The organism is Pseudomonas sp. J452 (assembly GCF_024666525.1).
In the GTDB taxonomy this organism is placed as follows: domain Bacteria; phylum Pseudomonadota; class Gammaproteobacteria; order Pseudomonadales; family Pseudomonadaceae; genus Aquipseudomonas.
Genome location: NZ_CP088294.1, coordinates 4049429 through 4070578, shown reverse-complemented (window position 1 = coordinate 4070578; position 21150 = coordinate 4049429). Strand labels below are relative to the sequence as shown.

The following is a 21150-nucleotide window of genomic DNA, read 5'->3' as shown; positions in this document are numbered from 1 at the left end:
AGTTTTCCTTTTTCATGGGCAAACAAAAACGGCGTACGCCAGAGGAGCCCGATGGGAGAGGGTGCTCTGGCGGACGCCGTTGTCCGTGATCCGCGGCCCACCGCCGTTGGTGTGCTGCGCAGGAATCTGCTGGAGGTATTGCAAGGGGCTTGCCAGCTTTCATTGGGTGCAGGCGCGATGTTCCCGCCAAGCGCCTCAACAGGCTCGGCAGGTGTTGAAATAGTGCAACTTAATCAATTGGTTAGAGGCGTTGCGGGGATTTACGAAAAACGCTGAGCGGAGTGTCGGCAGATGGCTGTTGTGGCTGCTTCGCGAGTCACGGCGGTGCTGGGGAGCGCTGTCGTGTGCGCTTTTGGTTCGGCGTGCGCGCTAGCTGCGCAGGGTCGCCAACGGCTGGCTGGCGAGCGCTTCGACGTAATCGCGCAGCCAACGCAGGACTTCCACTGCCTCCCAGCGTGTCGGGTCGAACAGGGCATAGGCCTGGCCCTGGTAGCCGACCACGTCCAGTTGGCGGTGATAGCCGGCGCGTTGCAGCAAGGCTTCGATCTCGGCAAAGCAGGTGTTGAAGTGCACACGCGTGAACGGGGTCTTGCTGCCGGTCACCAGGCCCTCCAGGTGCAGTTCCTCGACCATGGCGCGGACGCTCTCCAGCGGCATCTGGTTCACTTTTTTCTTCAGCAGCAGTACGTCCTGCATGGTGGCGATCCTCTGCTATGCACCTGTGGCGCGGTGCTGGGTGTGCGGTGGGGATAGGGTAATAGAAAGTACTGTACAAATAAACAGTATTCGATAATAGTGGGCTCACGCACTACGGATCAGCCCCGCAGGGGATCAACCGAGAGAGGAGCCGCTTATATGCACCACAAGCTGATGACACTTCTGCTATTGGCCCTGCTGGCCGGCTGCGCGCAGCCACAACTGGAACAGCCCAAGGCCAATGGCGCCTATCTGGTAATCGAGGACGGCGCCGCCTGGGCGGTGCTGGTTTCCGATGGCAAGCGGGTCGAGGAAGCGGGGCGGGTACTCGATGTGGTCAAGCTGCCCGGCCAGCATTCCAGCATCGCCGCCAGCTATGTGATCGAGACGGCCAACTGCGGCAAGCTGCAGTGGCTCACCGAACGCGACGACTTCGGCGAGATCACCCGCCTGGCACCGAGCGGCAATGAGCAACTGGCACGCCCGGACTGCATGATCGGCAACGGCCTCAGCCGGGCCTGGACGGCGCTGGATTACTCCAGCTGAAACGACGAGGCCCCGACAGATTGCTCTGTCGGGGCCTCGTTGCTCACGCTTGCTCGGGTGCGTGCAGCACACTCGCCAGCATTACCGGTTGCTAACTCAGCTATCAGCCTTGCTGCGCGATTTGCTGGCGGGTGCCTGCACCAGGCCATCGGCGCGGAACATCGCCTTGATCCCGCGGATGGCCTGGCGGGTGCGGTCCTGATTCTCGATCAGGGCGAAGCGCACATGGTCGTCGCCGTAGTCGCCGAAGCCGATACCCGGTGAAACGCAGACCTTGGCTTCGAGCAGGAGCTTCTTGGCGAATTCCAGCGAGCCGAGATGGGCATAGGGCTCGGGGATCTTGGCCCAGATGTACATCGAGGCCTTAGGGTTCTCCACCATCCAGCCAGCTTCGTGCAGGCCCTTGACCAGCATGTTGCGGCGCTGGCGGTACTGCTCGGCGATATCGCGCACGCACTGCTGGTCGCCTTCCAGTGCGGCAATGGCCGCCACCTGCAGCGGGGTGAAGGTGCCGTAGTCGTGATAGCTTTTGATCCGCGCCAGAGCGCTGACCAGCTCCGGATTGCCGACCATAAAGCCGATGCGCCAGCCGGCCATGTTGTAGCTCTTGGACAGGGTGAAGAACTCCACGGCGATGTCCTTGGCACCTTCTACCTGCATGATCGACGGGGCCTTCCAGCCGTCGTAGACGATGTCGGCGTAGGCCAGATCGTGGATCACCAGCACGTCGTACTGCTTGGCCAGGGCCACCACGCGCTCGAAGAAGTCCAGCTCCACGCACTGCGCGGTGGGGTTGGAGGGGAAGCCGAGAATCATCATCTTCGGCTTGGGGATCGACTCGCGAATCGCCCGCTCCAACTCGGCGAAGAAGTCCACGCCGGGCACTAGTGGTACCGAACGCACCTGGGCGCCGGCGATCACCGCGCCGTAGATATGAATCGGGTAGCTGGGGTTGGGCACCAGCACGGTGTCGCCATGATCCAGGGTAGCCAGCATCAGGTGCGCCAGGCCTTCCTTGGAACCGATGGTGACGATGGCTTCGCTTTCCGGGTCGATCTCGACGTCGTAGCGGTCCTTGTACCAGCGCGAGATGGCGCGGCGCAGGCGCGGAATGCCACGGGATGTGGAGTAGCCGTGGGTGTCATCGCGCTGGGCGACCTGCACCAGTTTCTCGACGATATGCGGCGGCGTGGCGCCATCGGGGTTGCCCATGCTGAAGTCGATGATGTCCTCGCCGCGGCGGCGGGCGGCCATCTTCAGTTCGGCGGTGATGTTGAAAACGTAGGGGGGAGACGATCGATGCGCGCAAAACGGCGCTTAGCTTGTTCAGCCATGCTTTCCTCGAAGACGTAAGCGCCCGGAACCGTCCGAGCGACGTTGGCCAGTGTGCTGGCCAGGCGGCGAAGATAAGCGCTGCGGCGGGGCTTTGTCGAGCCCCCTGGCAGCGCAGGTGTTCACACCGGAATCTGCCGCTTCAGGCGCAGCAGCAGGTCGGCCAGCAGCTCGATATCGGCATCGGTGGTGCGCCATGACGAGACGCTGAGGCGAAAGGCCGGGCGGCCTTGCCAAATCGTCGGGCCGAACCAGACCTCGCCGCTGGCCTGCGCCGCCTCGCGGATGGCCACGGTCTGCGCGTCGCTATCGCCGCGTACCAGCACCTGATTGAGTACCACGCGGTTGAGCACGGGGTAGCCGGCATCGCGCAGGCGTTCGGCTAGCTGGCTGGCCTGGCGGATATGCCGGTCGATCAGCGCGCGCAAGCCATCGCGGCCGAGGCTGGCCAGGGCTGCCCAGATCGGCACGCCGCGGGCGCGACGGGAGAACTCCAGGGTCAGGTTTTTCTGCGCGTCCTTACTCGCACTGGCATAGGCGGCGTCGCTGTTCATCGCCGTGGCCAGGGCGTCGGCATCGCGGCAGATGGCCATGGCGCCGTCGTAGGGGGTATTCAGCCACTTGTGACCGTCGCAGGTCCAGCTGTCGGCCAGTTCCACGCCGGCGCTCAGCTGGGCGGATGAAGAGGCGCGGGCCCACAGGCCGAAGGCGCCGTCCACATGCACCCAGGCGCCGGCGGCTTTGGCCCGCGGGATCAGCTCGGCGAAGGGGTCGAATTCGCCGGTGTTCACCTCACCGGCCTGCAGGCAGAGGATGCTCAGGTCATCCAGGGCCGGCAGCTGCGCCGGGTCGATGCGGCCCTGGGCGTCGGTGGGGGCGACGATCAGCCGGTTCATGCCGAAGCCGAGGATGCGCAGGGCCTTCTTCACCGTGATATGGCAAGTGGCGGAGACCACTACGCGCACTTCCGGAGCACCGATCAGGCCATCGCCATCGAAGTCCCAGCCCTTGCGCGCCAGCAGCGCGCGGCGGGCGGCCGACAGGCTGGCCAGGGTGCAGGCGGTGGCGCTGGTGCCGAAACCGACGGCGCTGCTGCGGGGCAGGTCGAGGGCTTCCAGCACCCAGCGTCCGGCGGTGCGCTCCAGCACATCGGCGACCGGGGCATTGTCGAAGGAGGAAGCGCACTGGTCCCAGGCCAGCACCATGCGTTCTGCGGCGGCGGCAGCGGGCAGGGTGGCGCCGATGACGAAGCCGAAGTAGCGCGGGCCGTTGCTGGCCACGGTGGCCGGTGAGCCGATTTCGTCCAGCTGGCGCAGCACCTCCTGATCATTCAGGCCCTGTTCGGGCAGCTGCTGCTCGAAGGCCTTCAGGGCAGCGATGGCGGCGGGCGAGGGGAAGACCGGACGGTTGTCGATGCCATCGAAATAGTCGAGGGCGCGGCGATCCGCTTCGGCCAGTAGCTGGCGTTCTTCGTGGCTGGTGGGCATGGCGTTCTCGGCGGTGGGCGGGGATGCCTTCACCTTAGCCAGTCGCGGCTTGCCAGCGCAGATACACAGTTAGGGGAAGTGAGCCGTACAGTTGACGGCTGCTTCGGTACGGATGGGGTAACAGGGCAAGATTGACCGGTACAGTTATGGCGCCCGTGGGCCGGGCGCCGCTGCTTGAGTCAGTTACCCAGCATATCGTGCATGGCGATGATCTGTTCGGCCACCTGGATCAGCTTCTGCTGACGGCTCATGGCCTGGCGACGCATCAGGGTGTAGGCGTCTTCCTCGTTGCAGCTCTTCATCTTCATCAGCAGGCCCTTGGCCAGTTCGATGCGCTTGCGTTCGGCCAGTTGCTCGTCACGCGCCACCAGTTGCGCGCGCAGGGCCTGGTCGCTCTCGAAGCGGGCCATGGCCACGTCGAGGATCGGTTGCAGGCGCTGGGCATGGATGCCTTCGACGATGTAGGCGCTGACGCCGGACTGGATGGCCTGGCGCATCACGCTGGGGTCGTGCTCGTCGGTGAACATGACGATCGGGCGTGGCTGGTCGCGGGTGACGAGAACCACCTGTTCCATCACGTCGCGGCCGGGAGACTCGGTATCGATCAGTACCACGTCGGGGCGTACGGCCTCGACGCGCTCGGGCAGGTCGATGGTCAGCCCCGACTCGTCGATGACCTCGAAGCCCGCCTCGATCAGTGCGCTCTTCAGGCGTCCGACCTTCTTCGGGGTGTCGTTGATCAGCAGAATTCGTAGCATGTTGGCGTTCGTCTCGCAGTGTTACAGGGCGATGGGCGCGGCAAGGCCGCTGCGCGCGTGAATGGCAAAGCTGCTGGCGTAGGCGGCCGGATCGCTGCCATCCCAGACCTTGCCATCGAGCAGCGTGGCCCTGCGCATCGGGTTGTTGGGTACGGCGATGCCCAGCGCTTCGGCAGCCTGGCGGTAGAGATCGAGCTGGTGGATCTGTCGGGCGACACCCAGGTAGTCCGGGTCGTCCTTGAGCAGGCCCCAGCGGCGGAACTGGGTCATGAACCACATGCCATCGGACAGCCAGGGCATGGTCACTTCACCTTCGGCGAAGAAACGCAGCGGATGGGCGTCCAGCCAGGCATGACCTAGACCGTCTTGATACTGGCCAAGGAAGCGCGGCTCGATGGCCGACAGCGGCGCGTCGACGTATTCGCTGCTGCTGATCAGTTGCGCGGTGCTGCGTTTGTTCTCTTCATTCTCATCGATGAAACGGCTGGCTTCCAGGACCGCCATGGTCAGGGCGCGGGCGGTGTTGGGGTACTGCTCGACGAACTCACGGGTGACGCCTAGCACTTTTTCCGGGTGGTTGGCCCAGATCATCTGGCTGGTGGCCAGGGTGAAGCCCTGGTCTTCGTCCACGGCCAGGGCGCCCCAGGGGCCGCCGGCACAGAAGCCATCGATACGCGACGCCTTGAGGTGGGTGACCATTTGCGAAGGCGGCACCACCACGCTGTTGACGTCTTCCAGGGGGTGGATGCCCTGGCTGGCGAGCCAGTAGTTCAGCCACATGGCATGGGTGCCGGTGGGGAAGGTCTGGGCGAAGGTCAGTTTTGCACCGCTTTGACGCACGCGTGTAGCCAGCGCCTCGGCACTGGTCACGCCGGCCTGCTTGAGCGGTTCGGAGAGGTTGATCGCCTGGCCGTTCTGGCACAGGCCCATGAGGATGGCCATGTCGGTGGCCGGGCCGCTGAGGCCCAGGTGAATGCCGTAGACCTGGCCGTACAGCGCCTGAGCGGCGTCCAGTTCGCCGGACAGCAGCTTGTCGCGCAGGGTGGCCCAGGAGGCCTGGCGCTGCAGGTTGAGGGTCAATCCATAAGGCTGGGCGAAGCCCTGAGTGGCTGCGACGATCAGCGAGGCGGAGTCGGTCAGGGCCATGAAGCCCAGATCCAGCACGCTCTTTTCCGGTGCATCGGAGCCTGCGACCCAGGCCAGGCTGTCGTTACGGGTGCTTTCGATTTCGCTCATGTACGTTGTTCCGCCGTTGAACAAAAAAGGCGTCGCCCCAGCTACCACGGGGTGGTAACCAGAAACGACGCCATTGTCTATGAACTGACTCCGCCGTTGGAGAAAGTTCTGCTGGTTTCGTTCTAGCAAGCGATATGCCAGCAGTAGCGCGGCAGAAAAACAAAACCCCGCCGGAGCGGGGTTTGGTGGGGCAGTGGGGTGGGGTAGAAGCTGCCTAAGATCTTTTGAGCTAGAGCCAGGCAAGGCGCAACGACCACCGGGAGTAACAGCCGCAGGCTGGCCCGAAGGGTAAGCGCCAGCGAATCAATTGGGCGAGGGCGCGGAGTTTACGAGTTGTAAATGAGCAGTACTCGTTGCACTCGCCCTTCGGGCCGCGCTGAAGCGCGTTAGCCGCAAGCGGCTTTCCGAGCCCAATTGACCAACCTGCGGCTGTTACTGCGTTGCAACGCAGCATGGCCGACGATCAAGAGATCGTAGGCAGGTTCTTAACGTTCCATCATCTGCTTCACATGATCCTGCGGAATCTGCTGCTTGCGGCCTTCGCTGTCTTCGAATTCGAGCATGCCGGTGTCGCGGTCCAGTTCCGGTTTGCCATCGCTGGTGAGCATCTGTCCGTCGGTGGTGGTGATGATGTATTCGCTGGAGCAACCAGCCAGGCCAACTGCGCAGAACAGAATCAGAATCCAGTGTTTCATCGAACAACTCCCAGTGTGTCAGCAGTAAAACCGCAATAACGGCTCGGGCTTTACGCTACTGGCTGAGCAATGCTGGCTGCAAGTGGAGGCAATAAAAAAGGATGCCGAAGCATCCTTTGTTTGACCGGGAGCAAGGACTCAGGCGGCGACGAAGCTGGCCGGGTAGGCGAGGCCAGCCTGGCTGCTCTGCACTTCGCTCAGGGTCTCGCGCACCACCTGCTTGGCCAGGCAGGCACATTTGCCGCACTGGCTGGCAACGCCCAGGGTTTCGCGAACGTCGCGGTAGCTGCAGCAGCCTTCATAGATGGCATCGCGGATTTGACCGTCGGTAACACCTTGGCAGAGGCAAACGTACATGGGCAGGCTCGGATGAGAATGGGTTGCTGTTGGCAGGGGATACTAATGTTAATGAGAATGCTTGTCAAAACTTTGCGTTAGCTTTTCCCGTCTGATCGATGCCGACCAGGGTTGGAGTGCTGCGAACCTTTAATCCAGCTTTGCAATAGGCACAAAAAACCCGGCCTGGGCCGGGTTTTGCTTTTGTGGCTGCACGGGATTAGTGGTCGAATTCGTCCCAGCCGCCCATTTCCTTCCAGCGGTTGACGATGCCGCAGAACAGCTCGGCCGTCTTCTCGGTGTCGTAGCGCGCGGAGTGCGCTTCCTTGCCGTCGAAGGCTATGCCGGCAGTCTGGCAGGCCTTGGCCAGCACGGTCTGGCCGTAGGCGAGGCCAGCCAGGGTGGCGGTGTCGAAGCTGGAGAAGGGGTGGAACGGGTTGCGCTTGATCTCGCAACGGGCCACGGCGGCATTCAGGAAGCCGAGGTCGAAGCTGCTGTTGTGGCCGACCAGGATGGCGCGCTTGCAGCCATTGGCCTTGATCGACTTGCGCAGGCCCTTGAAGATTTCACCCAGCGCGTGCTCTTCGCTCACCGCCATGCGCAGCGGGTGGTCCAGCTTGATGCCGGTGAACTCCAGCGCCGCCTGCTCGATGTTGGCGCCGGCGAACGGCTCGATGCGGAAGAAGTGGGTGTGGTCCGGATAGACGAAACCACCTTCATCCATGGCGATGGTGGTCGCAGCGATCTCCAAGAGGGCGTCGGTGGCACAGTTGAAGCCGCCGGTCTCGACATCCACCACTACCGGCAGGTAGCCGCGAAAGCGCGCCGCCATCGGGTGGCGCGGGCCTGAGGGCAGGCTGCCGTCGAGTTCGTCGTCGAAATGTTCTTCGCTCACGCGGGGTTCTCCAGCAGGCGCCAGCGCAGGTTCTCACCGGCGCGCAGGGGGATTACGGTTTGCTCGCCCAGCGGCAGGCTGGCCGGGGCGGTCCACTCTTCACGCACCAGGGTGATGCGGTCGGTGTTGCGCGGCAGGTTGTAGAAGTCGGGGCCGAAGTGGCTGGCGAAGCCCTCCAGCTTGTCCAGCGCGTTGCGCTGCTCGAAGGCCTCGGCATACAGCTCGATGGCGGCGTAGGCGGTGTAGCAGCCGGCACAGCCGCAGGCGGCTTCCTTGGCATGCTTGGCGTGCGGCGCCGAGTCGGTGCCGAGGAAGAACTTGGCGCTGCCGCTGGTGGCGGCATCCAGCAGGGCTTCCTGATGGGTATTGCGCTTGAGAATCGGCAGGCAATAGAAGTGCGGACGGATGCCGCCGACCAGCATGTGGTTGCGGTTGTACAGCAGGTGGTGGGCGGTGATAGTCGCGCCGACCTTGCTCGACGCTGCGTTGACGAACTGCACGGCGTCGCTGGTGGTGATGTGCTCGAAGACGACTTTCAGGCTGGGGAAGCGCTCGACCACGCGCACCAGGTGCTCATCGATGAAGCGCTTTTCGCGGTCGAACACGTCGACCTCGGCACGGGTCACTTCGCCATGCACCAGCAGCGGCAGGCCGACTTCGGCCATGGCTTCCAGCGCCGGGAAGATCTTGTCGATGCTGGTTACGCCGGAATCGGAGTTGGTGGTGGCACCGGCCGGGTAGAGCTTGGCGGCATGCACGAAGCCACTGGCTTTGGCGCTGCGCACGTCTTCGGCTGAAGTGTTGTCGGTGAGGTAGAGCACCATCAAGGGCTGGAACTGGCTGCCGGCGGGGCGGGCGGCGAGGATGCGCTGGCGGTAGCCATCGGCCTCGGCGGTGTTGCGTACCGGGGGTACCAGGTTGGGCATGATGATGGCGCGGGCAAAGGTGCGCGCCACGTCGGCAACGGTGTGCGGCAGTACAGCGCCGTCGCGCAGGTGAATGTGCCAATCGTCAGGGCGCAGCAGGGTAATGCGGTCGGACATGGAGGTTTCCAGGCGGGTAAAACGTGCTGGCATGCTACCGGAAATGCTCTTCGCCGGCACGGCTATCAAGTTTTCCCGAGGCTGACCGATACTTCAGGGGAATGCCGTTTCTCCGTGTGGAGCCTGTCGTGCGCCAACCCTATCTGACCCTGCTGAGCGTGCTGGCCTGCCTATCCTTGGGCCAGCCTGCTGCGGCCATCACTTTCCAGACGCGCATGGAAAAGGTGGAGTGGAAAGTCGAGGGCGACAAGTTCGAATGCCGGCTGTCGCAGTCGATCGCGGATTTTGGCACTGGCGAGTTCGTCCGCCGCGCTGGCGAGCAGGCAACATTCCGCCTGAAGACCCGCGAGCGCTGGCTGGGAGCAGGCTCGGCCACCTTGCTGGCTGCGGCTGCGCCCTGGCAACCGGGGCGCGGCGATATCAACCTCGGTCCGGTCAGCGTGGTGGCCGGCGAAGTGCCGTTCAACAGTTCCCAGGAGCAGGCCGGGCGCCTGCTCACTGGCTTGATGGAAGGCCGCAGCCCGCTGGTCAAGCACCGCACCACCACGGGCGGCGACAGCCTCGATGTGCGCCTGCTGCCGGTCAAGTTCAACCAGGCCTACAACGACTACCTCAAGTGCACCGCCGGCCTGCTGCCGGTCAATTTCGACCAGATTCGCAAGGCGCAGATCGGCTTCCCCGGTGGCGGTGCGGTGCTCGATGACCTGGGGCGGGCCAAGCTGGAGATCATCCTCGGCTTTCTCCAGGCCGACCCCAGTGTCAATCGCATCGAGCTGGATGGTCACTCCGACAACAGCGGTAACCGCCTGACCAACCGCGATACCTCGCGCCGTAGGGCGATTGCCGTGGAGGAGTACCTCAAGGCCAATGGCGTGCCGGCCGAGCAGATCGTCGTGCGCTTCCACGGCGAACGTTACCCGCTGGTGCCGAACAGCAGCGAAAGCAACCGGGCGAAGAACCGCCGGGTGACCATGACCCTGTCCCGCGAGCCGGTCGCCGAGCCTGCTGAAGAGGCGGCTCCAGCGCCGGCGGAACCTAGCCCGCCAGCCGAGCCTGCGGCCACTTCCTGAGGTCGCCTGGCTGCGTTGCGGCTGCTGCGAAACAGGAGCAGACCCTAAATAAATCTGTCGCTTTGTCGCCAGTGCCTGTCGCGCCCCTGTAAATCGCCGGTCGCGGCCGGTAGAATCGCGGGTTTTCCGTACAACCCCGTGGAGTTGATTGGCATGGCGGACGTTAAGAAGGTAGTTCTGGCTTATTCCGGTGGCCTGGATACCTCGGTAATCCTCAAGTGGCTGCAGGACACCTATGAATGCGAAGTGGTGACCTTCACCGCTGACCTCGGCCAAGGCGAAGAAGTCGAGCCGGCTCGTGCCAAGGCCCAGGCCATGGGCGTCAAGGAAATCTACATCGACGACCTGCGCGAAGAATTCGTCCGCGACTTCGTCTACCCGATGTTCCGCGCCAACACCGTCTACGAAGGCGAGTACCTGCTGGGTACCTCTATCGCCCGTCCGCTGATCGCCAAGCGCCTGATCGAGATCGCCAACGAGACCGGCGCCGACGCCATCTCCCACGGCGCCACCGGCAAGGGCAACGACCAGGTGCGTTTCGAACTGGGCGCCTATGCGCTCAAGCCAGGCGTGAAAGTCATCGCCCCATGGCGCGAGTGGGACCTGCTGTCCCGCGAGAAGCTGATGGATTACGCCGAGAAGCACGCCATCCCGATTGAGCGTCACGGCAAGAAGAAGTCGCCGTACTCCATGGATGCCAACCTGCTGCACATCTCCTATGAAGGCGGCGTGCTGGAAGACACCTGGACCGAGCACGAAGAAGACATGTGGCGCTGGACCAAGTCGCCGGAAGCCGCGCCGAACGTCCCGACCTACATCGAGCTGACCTACCGTAAGGGCGACATCGTTGCCATCGATGGCGTCGAAATGTCCCCGGCCACTGTGCTGGCCGAGCTGAACCGCATCGGCGGCGAGAACGGCATCGGTCGCCTCGACATCGTCGAGAACCGCTACGTCGGCATGAAGTCCCGTGGCTGCTACGAGACCCCCGGCGGCACCATCATGCTGCGCGCCCACCGCGCCATCGAGTCGATCACCCTGGACCGCGAAGTGGCCCACCTGAAAGACGAACTGATGCCCAAGTACGCCAGCCTGATCTACACCGGCTACTGGTGGAGCCCGGAGCGTCTGATGCTGCAGCAGATGATCGACGCCTCGCAGATCAACGTGAACGGCGTAGTGCGCCTGAAGCTGTACAAGGGCAACGTCATCGTCACCGGCCGCAAGTCCGACGACTCGCTGTTCGATGCCAACATCGCCACCTTCGAAGAAGACGGCGGTGCGTACAACCAGGCCGACGCTGCGGGCTTCATCAAGCTCAACGCCCTGCGCATGCGTATTGCTGCGAACAAGGGCCGCAAGCTGTTCTGATAAGCTGCCAGGCAAGCCACAGGACCCCGGCCACGAGCCGGGGTTTTGCATTCAAGGGCCTGAGCAACGGGCTGCGAAGAGGAGATATTCAATGAGACTGCTGCATACCATGCTGCGCGTCGGCGACATGGACAAGTCCATCGCCTTCTACACCGAAGTGCTGGGCATGACTCTGCTGCGCCGCAAGGATTACCCGGACGGCCAGTTCACCCTGGCGTTTGTCGGCTATGGCGACGAGGCGCACAACAGCGTGATCGAGCTGACCTACAACTGGGGCGTGGACAGCTACGAGCTGGGCACCGGCTACGGCCATATCGCCCTGGAAGTGGCTGATGTGTACAAGGCCTGCGAGGACATCCGTTCGCGTGGCGGCAAGATCACCCGTGAGCCGGGGCCGATGAAGCACGGCACCAGCATTCTGGCCTTTGTCGAAGACCCGGATGGCTACAAGATCGAGCTGTTGTCGGCCAAACGCAGCGATTGATTGCTGCTATGCTTTTGTAAGTAATCGCTTACAAGGAAGGTAGTCATTTCAGTAGTTTCAACGAGGTGTGCCATGGCCGCTGACAACCATGCTCTACATCTGATCCGGGTGGTGCAGGAGCTGTCGATGGCAAGGGATGTGGACAGCGTGGCGGAGATCGTCCGCCATGCTGCACGCGAGCTGAGTGGTGCCGATGGCGCTACATTCGTGTTGCGTGATGGCGATCGCTGTTTCTATCGTGACGAGGACGCCATCTCGCCGCTGTGGAAGGGGCAGCGCTTTCCCATGAGCGCATGCATCAGTGGCTGGGTCATGCTCAATCGCCAGGCCACCGTGATTCCTGATATCTACCAGGATGAGCGCATACCCCACGCAGCTTATCGGCCGACCTTCGTCAAGAGCCTGGTGATGGTGCCTATCCGTACCCTCGAGCCGATTGGTGCCATTGGTGCCTATTGGGCCAGTGGCTACCGGGCAACAGCGGAGCAGGTCGAATTGCTGCAGGCCTTGGCTGACTCCATATCGATAGCCATGGAGAATGTGCAGGTCTATGCCGAACTGGAACGGCGCGTGGAAGAGCGCACTGCGCAGCTGGCTGAAGCCAACAGGCGTCTGCACGCCGAAGTGCGTGAGCGTGAGCGGATGGCGGCCGAGGTGCGCCAGCTGTCGTTGACCGACGAGCTGACCGGGCTGCATAACCGTCGCGGCTTTCTCCTGCTGGCCGAGCGCGAGTTGGAAGCGGCCCAGCGCCGGCGTAGTCGTTGCCTGCTGCTGTACGCCGATCTGGATTACCTTAAACAGACCAACGATCGCTATGGCCATGCCGCCGGCGATGTCATGTTGATCGATGCGGCGCAGGTGTTGCGCTCGGTGTTTCGCAGTACCGATGTATTGGCGCGACTGGGCGGTGACGAGTTCGTGGTATTGACCAGTGACTATGTCAGCAGCGAGGAAGTTCTGCAGCGACTGGCGGCGGCGCTTAAGGCCTTTCAGCGGCAAACGGGGCGGCAGTTGTCGGTCAGCCTCGGGGTTGCCGAGTCCTCGCTGAGTCCCGGCGCTGGGCTGGATAACTTGCTGACCCAGGCGGACGCAGCCATGTATGCCAACAAGTGTGCGCGGCGAGGCCTGCAGGTCGCCAGCTGAGCTTTCTCGCTCACATGAAAAAGCCCCGCACTTGCGGGGCTTTTTCATGTTTGACCTTCAGAGATCGAAGTCATAGTCGCCGAGCTGTTTCTGCAGGCGTCGCTCTTCCAGGTAGTTGTCGATGACCCGGCGTTTGGCCAGATTGGTCTTGGCGACTTCCACCACCGGACGTTCGGTGGTTTCTTCGGCCTCTTCGGCGACAAAGTCATCGTCGAGTACGAGTTCTTCTTTGTCCGTGCTCATCAGGTTCACTCCAACTCAGGGGGCGATGTTGGCGACCTTATAGCGGCAAAGCGGGGCAGGGTAAAAAAGATTTTTTCAATCGACGTATTGGATTAATCAATAGGCGCTCAATCGTCGGAGGTTTTTGCCTTGTATTCGCACAGGTCCTCGATGCGGCAGCTGCCACAACGCGGCTTGCGCGCCTGGCAGACATAGCGGCCATGCAGGATCAGCCAGTGGTGCGAATCGAGGAGGAAGTCCTTGGGCACGAACTTGAGCAGTTTCTTCTCCACTTCCAGCACGTTTTTGCCCGGCGCGATGCCGGTGCGGTTGCTGACGCGGAAGATGTGCGTGTCCACGGCCATGGCCAACTGGCGGAAGGCCGTGTTGAGCACCACGTTGGCGGTCTTGCGGCCGACGCCGGGCAGCGCTTCGAGGTCTTCGCGGTTGTCCGGCACCTGGCTGTTGTGCTTTTCCACCAGGATGCGGCAGGTCTCGATGACGTTCTTCGCCTTGCTCGGGTACAGGCCGATGGTCTTGATGTAATCGCACAGGCCGTCATAGCCCAGGGCGTAGATCGCTTCCGGGGTGTTGGCCACCGGGTACAGCCTGGCCGTGGCCTTGTTCACCCCGACGTCGGTGGCCTGGGCGGAGAGAATTACCGCAATCAGCAGCTCGAAAGGCGTGCTGTAGGCCAGTTCGGTTTTCGGCTCGGGGTTGTCTTCGTGCAGCCGGCGGAAGATCTCGTAGCGTTTGGCGGCGTTCACTCGATCACTCCGGTAACCCGCACGCGGCGGCTGGCGGCGGGCGCCGCTTCCGGCAGAGCAGCCTTGGCACGCTCGGCGACCACGGCATCGATGCGGTTCTTCAGGGCGATCAGCAGGCCGAGGACGAGGAATGCACCCGGCGGCAGGATGGCCAGCAGGAAGCCCTGGTAGTCGGCGAACAGCACCAGCTGCCAGTTGGCGGCCAGCGGGCCGAACAGCAGGTGCATGTTGGCCAGCAGTGCGCCGGTGCCGAGCAGCTCGCGCACTGCGCCGATGGCCAGCAGCACCAGGCCGAAGCCGGTGCCCATCAGCAGGCCGTCGAAGGCGGCGTGGCCGACGCTGTTCTTCGCCGCGAAGGCCTCGGCGCGGCCGAGGATGATGCAGTTGGTGGTGATCAGCGGGATGAAGATGCCGAGGATCTGGTACAGCTCGTAGGTGAAGGCTTGCATCAGCAGCTCGATGCAGGTGGTCAGCGCGGCGATGATCATGACGAACACCGGCAGGCGCACGGCATCGGTCACCGCGCCGCGGATCAGTGCCACGGCAGCGTTCGAGCAGGCCAGCACCAGGGCGGTGGCGATGGCCATGCCGAGGGCGTTGACCACCGAGTTACTCACCCCCAGCAGCGGGCACAGGCCGAGCAGCTGGACCAGGCCCGGGTTGTTTTTCCACAGGCCGTTGACGGCGATTTCGCGGTAACTAGCCATTGTCGTTTTCCCCGCTCTGGCTGGACACAGGTGCCAGCAGTTCGTCCCGATGCTTGTCGAAGTATTGCAGCGCCTTGTGCACCGCCTTGACCACCGCGCGTGGGGTGATGGTGGCGCCGGCGAACTGGTCGAACTGGCCGCCGTCTTTCTTCACCGCCCAGCCTGCGGCGTCCGGCGCTTGCAGCGACTGGCCGACGAAGCTGTTGATCCACGGGCTCTTGGCCAGCTCGATCTTGTCGCCCAGGCCGGGGGTTTCCTTGTGCCCGACCACGCGCACGCCAGCCAGGCGGCCATCGGCGAGGATGCCGACCAGGAGGAAGATGCTGCCGCTGTAGCCGTCCGGCGCGGTGGCCTGGAGGATCACCGCCGCCGGCTCGCCCTGGAGGGTGGCCAGGTAGGCCGGGGTCGGCGTCTTGTTGCCGAGCAGCGGGTCGAACACCTGGCGCGGCTGGTCCAGCAGGTGGTTGTCATAGCTGCCGGCGGGGAGGATCTGCGCCAGCGCCTGGGCCTTGGCTTCGCGCTCGGCGGCGGCGATGCGCGTGGCGGTGCCTTGCTGGGTGATCGCCACCACGCCGACGGTGACCACGGCGAACAGGCCGAGCACCAGGCTGTTCTTCAGCATCGAACGGGAAATTTCCGGCAGGGCCATGTCATTCCCCCAGTTTGAAGCCGCGCTCCGGCTTGCGATGGCCGTAGGTGCGCGGGCGGGTGTAGTAGTCGATGGTCGGGGCGCAGAGGTTCATCAGCAGCACGGCGAAGGCCACGCCATCCGGGTAGCCGCCCCAGGTGCGGATGATATAGACCAGCACGCCTGTGCCTGCGCCGAAGAGGATTCGTCCCAGGTTGCTGGTGGCGCCGGACACCGGGTCGGTGACGATGAAGAAGGCGCCGAGCATGGTCGCGCCGGTCAGCAGGTGGAATAGCGGCGAGCCGTTGGAGTCCGAGCCGGAACCGTTCCAGCACAGCAGGCTGATGACGAACAGTGCGCCGAGCATGCCCAGCGGCGCGTGCCAGCTGATGACTTTCTTGTAGATGAGGAACAGGCCGCCGAGCAGGAAGGCCAGGTTGACCCATTCCACCGCCTTGCCGCCGAACTCGCCGAAGGCCGGGTTCTGCGCCCACAGCTCGTCCATGGTCAGGCTCTTGTTGACCTTCAGGCTGTCCAGGGCGGTGGCCTGGCTCCAGCCGTCGGGCAGGGCGGCGAGGCCGAAGATCTGCTGGATGCCGTCCCAGGCGCCCACCGTGTGCGGCTTGGGCCAGCTGGTCATGTCGATGGGGAAGGAAATCAGCACCACCACGTAGCCGATCATTGCCGGGTTGAACGGGTTCTGGCCGAGGCCGCCATACAGCTGCTTGCCGAACACGATGGCGAAGCCGACCGCGACCAGGGTCAGCCACCAGGGCGCATAAGGCGGCAGGGCCAGGGCCAGCAGCACGGCGGTGACCAGGGCGCTGCCATCCTTGAGGAAGAAGGCGACGGGGCGCTGGCGCGCGGCCAGGATCGCCGCTTCAACGGCCAGGGCGACGACGCTGGCCCAGACCAGGTTGACCAGGGTGCCGATGCCGAACAGCCAGGTCAGGGCCAGGGCGCCGGGCGCGCAGGCGGCGGCCACCAACAGCATGACGCTCTGGGTGCGATTGCTGCCCTTGGCGTGGGGCGAGGTGATGCGGGGCAGGGCCATTGATGCTCCGTGTCTGGTTGCGCAGCCATTGGGCGACGCAGCGCTGTTCTGTAGCCCGGATGCAATCCGGGGGTGATCCGCAGATCGTTCGGTTAATCCTGGCCCTCTGCGAATTACGTGAGAGGGGCGTTATCTTGTTTTCGGGCCGTGCAGGTCATTGATGGCATCGCGTGGCCTGCCCCGGATTGCATCCGGGCTACGGGTTCTGTTGCTCCACCAGTTTCTGCTCGGCGGCGGTCAGGCGCGCGCGGGCGGCATCGAGTGCCTCGCTGGCGGCCTGCTCATCGCGTTCCAGCTTGCGCAGGTCGGCGCGGGCGAAGGCGAGTTCGGTCTTCAGGGCGCGCAAGGCTTCATCAATCGGAGCCTTGTCGGTACGCACCAGCTCGGGAGCTGGCTTGTTCGAGACAGCCTCGGCGGCATGCAAGGCCTGTTCGGCGGCGGTCAGGGCGGCACGTAGGGTCGCCAGCTCGGCTTCGCCGGCGGCGGCCTTTTCTGCCTTCTTCAGTTCGGCGCGTTTCATCGCCAGATCGATCTTGGCCTTTTTCAGCGCCTCGTCTCCGGCCGGTTTGGTCGCTGGAGCCGGCGCTGCGCTTTGCAGGCTTTCCACGGTTTGCTCGGCGGCAGCCAGCTGCTGGCGGGCCTGTTCTAGCTCGGCTTGCTGTTCGGCCGTGGGGCTTTCCAGCTTCTCCAGCTTGCGCAGCTGAGCCTTGAGCATGGCGGCTTCGATCTTGGCTTTCTTCAGCACTTCGTCGCCGGCCGGTTTGGCGGCGGGAGCCGGCGCTGCGCTTTGCAGGCTTTCCACGGTCTGCTCGGCGGCGGCCAGTTGCTGGCGAGCCTGTGCCAGTTCGCTCTGCTGTTCGGCCGTGGGGCTTTCCAGCTTCTCCAGCTTGCGCAGCTGGGCCTTGAGCATGGCGGCTTCGATCTTGGCTTTTTTCAGCGCATCGTCGCCGGCCGGTTTGGTGGCTGGGGCCGGCGCTGCGTTTTGCAGGCTTTCCAGGGCTTGCTCGGCGGCGGCCAGCTGCTGGCGGGCCTGTGCCAGCTCGGCCTGCTGTTCGGTCGTGGGGCTTTCCAGTTTCTCCAGCTTGCGCAGCTGGGCCTTGAGCATGGCGGCTTCGATCTTGGCCTTCTTCAGCGCTTCGTCAGCCGGCGGCGCGGCTGTAACTGGCGGGGCGCTGGGTTGGGCGGCCTCCAGGGCTTTCTGCGCGGCTTCGGCGGCGGCGCGCAGGCTGCTGACCTGGGCCTGCAGCTCTGGGGTGTCGTGGCTGGCCAGCTGCTTCTCGGCCTTCTTCAGGGCGACCTGGGCCATGCTGGCTTCGATCTTCAGGCGCTTGAGCTGGTCGTCGGCGGCAGGTGCGGCGGCAACCGGCGCGGCGCTGGCAGCTTCGGCCTGGGCCGCCTTGGCCTTGGCGGCACGCTCTGCGCGGGCCAGGCGTTCGGCTTCCTTGCGTTCCTCCTCGCGGCGCAGGCGCTCCTGGCGCAGTTCGAAGCGTTGCTTGGAGTGCTCGGCCTTCTGCTGCTTCTGTTCCAGGTCGCGGATGTCGGCCTTGGCCGCGCGGTAGTACTGCACCAGCGGAATGCTCGACGGGCAGACATAGGCACAGGCGCCGCACTCGATGCAGTCGAACAGGTTATGTGCCTTGAGCTGTTCGTGCTGCTGGCCGAGGGCGAAGAAGTGCAGCTGTTGCGGCAGCAGGCTGGCCGGGCAGGCTTCGGCACATTCGCCACAGCGGATGCAGGGCATGGCGGGTGGCGGGGCGGGCAGCTCGGCGCTGGTCGAGGCCAGCAGGCAGTTGCTGGTCTTGATCAGCGGCACGCTTAGGTCGGGCAGGCTGAAACCCATCATCGGCCCGCCCATCACCAGGCGATTGAGCTTGGCTTTGTCCAGCCCGGCGAAGTCGAGCAACTCGCCCACCGGCGTGCCGAGCAGCGCCTCGACGTTGCCGGGGCGGCTCAGCGCCTCGCCGGTCAGAGTAGTGATGCGCGAGATCAGCGGCTTGCCCAGCACGATGGCGTCATGGATGGCGACGCAGGTGCCGACGTTCTGGCAGAGCATGCCGATATCGGCCGGCAGCCCACCACTGGGCACTTCCACACCAGTGAGGATCTGGATCAGCTGCTTCTCGCCACCGGACGGGTACTTGGTGGGGAACACCTTGAGCCGGTAGCTGCGCTCGGCCAGGGCGGCGCGCACGGCGGTGATAGCCTCGGGCTTGTTGTCCTCGATGCCGATCAGCACCTGATCCGGCTGGATCAGCTGCACCAAGATGTCGATGCCGGAGATCAGCTCGGCAGCGCGTTCGCGCATCAGCACATCGTCGGCGGTGATGTACGGCTCGCACTCGGTGCCGTTGATGAGCAGCGTGTGAATCTTCTGCGTCGGCCGCGCGGTAAGCTTGACCGCCGTGGGGAAGCCGGCGCCGCCCAGGCCGTTGATGCCGGCCTGGCGAATCTTCTCCAGCAGCTCGGCGGCTTCCATGTGCCGGTAGTCCGGGCAGGGCTGCAGGTCGGTCCACTGTTCCAGGCCGTCGCTGTCGATGACGATGGCTGCTGCCGGCATACCGGAGACATGCGGGTAGGGCTGTGCGCCGACGAAACTGACGGTGCCGGAAGTTGGTGCGTGCAGGGCGGCGCTGACGAAACCGTTGGCCTCGGCGATCTTCTGGCCCTTGAGCACGTACTCGCCCACCGCCACGCAGGGCTCGGCGGCGGCGCCGATATGCTGGCCCAGCGGCAGGATCAGGCGCCTGGGCAGTGGCGCCGGCTGGATCGGCGTGCGGTTGGAGAGGGTTTTCTGCTCCGGCGGGTGGATGCCGCCGGGGATGTCCCAGATCTGCTGGGCGTGGTCGATCAAAGCAGTCATGCGGCGTGCTCCCGGTCGCTGGCGATCAATTGGCCGGGGGCCAGCGGTAGCTGCCATTTCCAGGTCTGCACGGTGCTGCCGAGCGGGATCATGTCGATGCAGTCGACCGGGCAGGGCTCGACGCAGAGGTCACAGCCGGTGCATTCGCTGACGATCACCGTGTGCATCTGCTTGGCCGCACCGACGATGGCATCCACCGGGCAGGCCTGGATGCACTTGGTGCAGCCGATGCACTCGGCTTCGCGGATAAAGGCGACCATCTGCGGCTTCTCGCCTTCGACGGCGTCCAGCGGCTCGGGCTCGACATCCAGCAGGTCGGCCAGGGCCTGGATCGTCGCCTCGCCGCCGGGCGGGCACTTGTTGATCTTGTCGCCACCGGCAATCGCCTCGGCGTAAGGCTTGCAGCCGGGGTAGCCGCACTGGCCGCACTGGGTCTGCGGCAGCAGGGCGTTGATCTGCTCGGCGATTGGGTCGCCCTCGACCTTGAAGCGCACGGCGGCATAACCAAGAATCGCGCCGCACACCAGGCACAGCGCAAGCAGGGCGAGCACGGCGATCAGCACCAGGCTCATAGCTTGATTAGCCCGGCAAAGCCCATGAACGCCAGCGACATCAGCCCGGCGGTGATCATGCCGATGGCGGCTCCCTGAAAGGACTGCGGCACATCGGCGATGGCGATGCGCTCACGCATGGCGGCGAACAGCACCAGCACCAGGGAGAAGCCCAGGCCGGCGGCAAAGCCGTTGGCGGTGGCGGTAATAAAGGTGAACTCGGCCTTGTTGGCATTGACCAGGGCCACGCCGAGGACGATGCAGTTGGTGGTGATCAGCGGCAGAAAGATGCCGAGCACGCGGTAGAGCAGGGGACTGGTCTTGTTCACCACCATCTCGGTGAACTGCACCACCACGGCGATCACCAGGATGAAGCTGATGGTGCGCAAAAACTCCAGGCCCAGCGGCTCCAGCACGTATTCCTGGACCAGGTAGCTGCACATGGCGGCCAGGGTGAGGACGAAGGTGGTGGCCAGCGATAGGCCGATGGCGGTCTCGATCTTCTTCGATACGCCCATGAACGGGCACAGGCCGAGGAACTGCACCAGCACGAAGTTGTTGACCAGGATGGCACTGACCATGATCAAGGCGAGTTCGGTCATCGAGTTACCGTTGCGGGCAGAAAGGCCGGAGGAAAAGGGTGCCTATTATCGGGAAGAGCTTCTGCCGTCGCAATGAGCGGCGTGAACTACCGCTCAGGGGTGAAATTCGCCCGCCTTTCCAATCGGTATACCATTTGTCGGTATGAGGGTGTGCTGGCCAATTGCTGTAACTAAGCTCAAATTCGACGGAATGATGGGCTGTAAAACAACATCGCTAAGGAAGGCCTCCAGCAAATGCGCTAGCGCATTCGAAGTTCGCAGGAGTGGCCAGAATTGGAATCCCAGCAGGTACGTGGCTTTAGCCTTATCGAACTGATGATCGTCATCATGATCATCGGCGTCCTGGCGGCCATCGCTCTCCCCAACTATCAGCAGTACATCGTGCGCAGCAATCGCGCGGCCGCCCAGGCGGAAATGATGGATATTGCCAATCGGCAGAAGCAGTTTCTCCTCGCCAATCGCGCCTATATCAGCAAGACCGACCTGGAAGCTTCCGGGTATGCGCTGCCGGCTGACCTCAGTTTTCGCTACAGCTACGCCATTACGGTTGGCAGCGGCACTCTACCTACCTTCGTCATTACCTTTACTGCCATTGGCTCGCAGGCGGCCGATGGTGATCTCACGCTGACTAGCGCTGGCGTCAAATCCCCTGCGGATAAATGGTGAT

22 protein-coding genes and 1 pseudogene are annotated in these 21150 nt (G+C 63.9%); 6 read left to right on the top strand and 17 right to left on the bottom strand.

Annotation, left to right across the window (positions count from 1 at the left end):
• Positions 1-369: 369 nt before the first annotated feature.
• Entirely contained in the window at positions 370-696 is a 327-nt protein-coding gene (locus LRS11_RS18470; protein WP_260494316.1) for a transcriptional regulator, read from the bottom strand.
• Positions 697-855: 159 nt separating this feature from the next.
• Here LRS11_RS18470 and LRS11_RS18465 point away from each other — a divergent pair, with 159 nt between their 5' ends.
• A complete protein-coding gene (locus LRS11_RS18465; protein ID WP_260494315.1) occupies positions 856-1242 on the top strand; it encodes a hypothetical protein in 387 nt (128 codons plus the stop codon).
• A 96-nt stretch (positions 1243-1338) separates the two neighbouring features.
• Here LRS11_RS18465 and alaC read toward each other — a convergent pair.
• The 8 genes and pseudogenes from alaC to pyrC all read right to left on the bottom strand — a co-directional run bounded on the left by alaC (position 1339) and on the right by pyrC (position 9024).
• Positions 1339-2576 (bottom strand): annotated as a pseudogene (alaC, locus tag LRS11_RS18460) (alanine transaminase).
• A 120-nt stretch (positions 2577-2696) separates the two neighbouring features.
• On the bottom strand, positions 2697-4061 hold the full coding sequence (locus LRS11_RS18455) for a pyridoxal-dependent decarboxylase (protein ID WP_312027009.1): 1365 nt from the start codon (positions 4059-4061) through the stop codon (positions 2697-2699).
• Between the two features lie 179 nt (positions 4062-4240).
• The gene (locus LRS11_RS18450; protein ID WP_260494313.1) at positions 4241-4819 is read right to left on the bottom strand and encodes an ANTAR domain-containing response regulator; all 579 of its coding nucleotides are present in this window, start codon (positions 4817-4819) and stop codon (positions 4241-4243) included.
• A 21-nt stretch (positions 4820-4840) separates the two neighbouring features.
• Positions 4841-6055 carry a CmpA/NrtA family ABC transporter substrate-binding protein gene (locus LRS11_RS18445; protein WP_260494312.1) on the bottom strand — a complete coding sequence of 405 codons (1215 nt, stop codon included), beginning with the start codon at positions 6053-6055 and terminating at the stop codon, positions 4841-4843.
• 485 nt (positions 6056-6540) lie between these two features.
• A complete protein-coding gene (locus tag LRS11_RS18440) occupies positions 6541-6750 on the bottom strand; it encodes a YgdI/YgdR family lipoprotein (protein ID WP_260494311.1) in 210 nt (69 codons plus the stop codon).
• Between the two features lie 138 nt (positions 6751-6888).
• Positions 6889-7107 (bottom strand): bacterioferritin-associated ferredoxin, encoded by a 219-nt coding sequence (locus LRS11_RS18435; protein ID WP_173207526.1) that lies wholly within the window; start codon positions 7105-7107, stop codon positions 6889-6891.
• Between the two features lie 199 nt (positions 7108-7306).
• A complete protein-coding gene (gene rnt / locus LRS11_RS18430; RefSeq protein WP_260494310.1) occupies positions 7307-7981 on the bottom strand; it encodes a ribonuclease T in 675 nt (224 codons plus the stop codon).
• Positions 7978-9024 carry a dihydroorotase gene (pyrC, locus tag LRS11_RS18425; protein WP_260494309.1) on the bottom strand — a complete coding sequence of 349 codons (1047 nt, stop codon included), beginning with the start codon at positions 9022-9024 and terminating at the stop codon, positions 7978-7980. The genes rnt and pyrC overlap by 4 nt, the downstream gene beginning before the upstream one ends.
• Positions 9025-9152: 128 nt before the next feature.
• Here pyrC and LRS11_RS18420 point away from each other — a divergent pair, with 128 nt between their 5' ends.
• From LRS11_RS18420 to LRS11_RS18405, 4 genes are all read left to right on the top strand, one after another.
• Complete coding sequence (locus LRS11_RS18420) at positions 9153-10094, top strand: flagellar protein MotY (RefSeq protein WP_409519746.1); 942 nt, start codon at positions 9153-9155, stop codon at positions 10092-10094.
• A 153-nt stretch (positions 10095-10247) separates the two neighbouring features.
• The gene (locus tag LRS11_RS18415) at positions 10248-11465 is read left to right on the top strand and encodes an argininosuccinate synthase (protein WP_260494308.1); all 1218 of its coding nucleotides are present in this window, start codon (positions 10248-10250) and stop codon (positions 11463-11465) included.
• A gap of 91 nt (positions 11466-11556) precedes the next feature.
• Positions 11557-11949 (top strand): lactoylglutathione lyase, encoded by a 393-nt coding sequence (gloA, locus tag LRS11_RS18410; protein WP_260494307.1) that lies wholly within the window; start codon positions 11557-11559, stop codon positions 11947-11949.
• Positions 11950-12021: 72 nt separating this feature from the next.
• The gene (locus tag LRS11_RS18405; protein ID WP_260494306.1) at positions 12022-13092 is read left to right on the top strand and encodes a GGDEF domain-containing protein; all 1071 of its coding nucleotides are present in this window, start codon (positions 12022-12024) and stop codon (positions 13090-13092) included.
• A gap of 57 nt (positions 13093-13149) precedes the next feature.
• Here LRS11_RS18405 and LRS11_RS18400 read toward each other — a convergent pair whose 3' ends face one another.
• The 8 genes from LRS11_RS18400 to rsxA form a co-directional block, all read right to left on the bottom strand.
• Entirely contained in the window at positions 13150-13335 is a 186-nt protein-coding gene (locus tag LRS11_RS18400; RefSeq protein ID WP_160493299.1) for a PA3496 family putative envelope integrity protein, read from the bottom strand.
• 107 nt (positions 13336-13442) lie between these two features.
• The gene (nth, locus tag LRS11_RS18395) at positions 13443-14081 is read right to left on the bottom strand and encodes an endonuclease III (protein ID WP_260494305.1); all 639 of its coding nucleotides are present in this window, start codon (positions 14079-14081) and stop codon (positions 13443-13445) included.
• Complete coding sequence (locus LRS11_RS18390) at positions 14078-14788, bottom strand: electron transport complex subunit E (protein ID WP_260494304.1); 711 nt, start codon at positions 14786-14788, stop codon at positions 14078-14080. The genes nth and LRS11_RS18390 overlap by 4 nt, the downstream gene beginning before the upstream one ends.
• Positions 14781-15437 carry an electron transport complex subunit RsxG gene (gene rsxG, locus LRS11_RS18385; protein WP_260494303.1) on the bottom strand — a complete coding sequence of 219 codons (657 nt, stop codon included), beginning with the start codon at positions 15435-15437 and terminating at the stop codon, positions 14781-14783. The genes LRS11_RS18390 and rsxG overlap by 8 nt, the downstream gene beginning before the upstream one ends.
• A gap of 1 nt (position 15438) precedes the next feature.
• Complete coding sequence (locus LRS11_RS18380) at positions 15439-16470, bottom strand: RnfABCDGE type electron transport complex subunit D (RefSeq protein ID WP_260494302.1); 1032 nt, start codon at positions 16468-16470, stop codon at positions 15439-15441.
• Between the two features lie 196 nt (positions 16471-16666).
• Positions 16667-19330: an electron transport complex subunit RsxC gene (gene rsxC / locus LRS11_RS18375; RefSeq protein WP_260494301.1), complete on the bottom strand. Its 2664-nt coding sequence runs from the start codon at positions 19328-19330 to the stop codon at positions 16667-16669.
• The gene (rsxB, locus tag LRS11_RS18370; RefSeq protein ID WP_260494300.1) at positions 19327-19902 is read right to left on the bottom strand and encodes an electron transport complex subunit RsxB; all 576 of its coding nucleotides are present in this window, start codon (positions 19900-19902) and stop codon (positions 19327-19329) included. The genes rsxC and rsxB overlap by 4 nt, the downstream gene beginning before the upstream one ends.
• Positions 19899-20483, bottom strand: a complete 585-nt coding sequence (gene rsxA / locus LRS11_RS18365) for an electron transport complex subunit RsxA (protein WP_173207495.1) — start codon at positions 20481-20483, stop codon at positions 19899-19901. Before rsxA ends, rsxB begins: the two co-directional genes overlap by 4 nt.
• Before the next feature lie 273 nt (positions 20484-20756).
• Here rsxA and LRS11_RS18360 point away from each other — a divergent pair, with 273 nt between their 5' ends.
• A complete protein-coding gene (locus LRS11_RS18360; RefSeq protein WP_312026981.1) occupies positions 20757-21149 on the top strand; it encodes a type IV pilin protein in 393 nt (130 codons plus the stop codon).
• The last annotated feature ends 1 nt before the right edge of the window (position 21150 follow it).

Excerpts from the sequence above, each read along its gene's own strand:
- rsxB (WP_260494300.1), bottom strand. The coding sequence starts at position 19,902 with ATGAGCCTGGTGCTGATCGCCGTGCTCGCCCTGCTTGCGCTGTGCCTG.
- gloA (WP_260494307.1), top strand. The coding sequence starts at position 11,557 with ATGAGACTGCTGCATACCATGCTGCGCGTCGGCGACATGGACAAGTCC.
- LRS11_RS18445 (WP_260494312.1), bottom strand. The coding sequence starts at position 6,055 with ATGAGCGAAATCGAAAGCACCCGTAACGACAGCCTGGCCTGGGTCGCA.
- LRS11_RS18400 (WP_160493299.1), bottom strand. The coding sequence starts at position 13,335 with ATGAGCACGGACAAAGAAGAACTCGTACTCGACGATGACTTTGTCGCC.
- LRS11_RS18405 (WP_260494306.1), top strand. The coding sequence starts at position 12,022 with ATGGCCGCTGACAACCATGCTCTACATCTGATCCGGGTGGTGCAGGAG.
- LRS11_RS18380 (WP_260494302.1), bottom strand. The coding sequence starts at position 16,470 with ATGGCCCTGCCCCGCATCACCTCGCCCCACGCCAAGGGCAGCAATCGC.
- LRS11_RS18455 (WP_312027009.1), bottom strand. The coding sequence starts at position 4,061 with ATGCCCACCAGCCACGAAGAACGCCAGCTACTGGCCGAAGCGGATCGC.
- rsxA (WP_173207495.1), bottom strand. The coding sequence starts at position 20,483 with ATGACCGAACTCGCCTTGATCATGGTCAGTGCCATCCTGGTCAACAAC.
- rsxC (WP_260494301.1), bottom strand. The coding sequence starts at position 19,330 with ATGACTGCTTTGATCGACCACGCCCAGCAGATCTGGGACATCCCCGGC.
- LRS11_RS18450 (WP_260494313.1), bottom strand. The coding sequence starts at position 4,819 with ATGCTACGAATTCTGCTGATCAACGACACCCCGAAGAAGGTCGGACGC.
- rsxG (WP_260494303.1), bottom strand. The coding sequence starts at position 15,437 with ATGGCCCTGCCGGAAATTTCCCGTTCGATGCTGAAGAACAGCCTGGTG.
- pyrC (WP_260494309.1), bottom strand. The coding sequence starts at position 9,024 with ATGTCCGACCGCATTACCCTGCTGCGCCCTGACGATTGGCACATTCAC.
- LRS11_RS18440 (WP_260494311.1), bottom strand. The coding sequence starts at position 6,750 with ATGAAACACTGGATTCTGATTCTGTTCTGCGCAGTTGGCCTGGCTGGT.
- LRS11_RS18390 (WP_260494304.1), bottom strand. The coding sequence starts at position 14,788 with ATGGCTAGTTACCGCGAAATCGCCGTCAACGGCCTGTGGAAAAACAAC.
- LRS11_RS18465 (WP_260494315.1), top strand. The coding sequence starts at position 856 with ATGCACCACAAGCTGATGACACTTCTGCTATTGGCCCTGCTGGCCGGC.
- LRS11_RS18435 (WP_173207526.1), bottom strand. The coding sequence starts at position 7,107 with ATGTACGTTTGCCTCTGCCAAGGTGTTACCGACGGTCAAATCCGCGAT.
- LRS11_RS18415 (WP_260494308.1), top strand. The coding sequence starts at position 10,248 with ATGGCGGACGTTAAGAAGGTAGTTCTGGCTTATTCCGGTGGCCTGGAT.
- LRS11_RS18470 (WP_260494316.1), bottom strand. The coding sequence starts at position 696 with ATGCAGGACGTACTGCTGCTGAAGAAAAAAGTGAACCAGATGCCGCTG.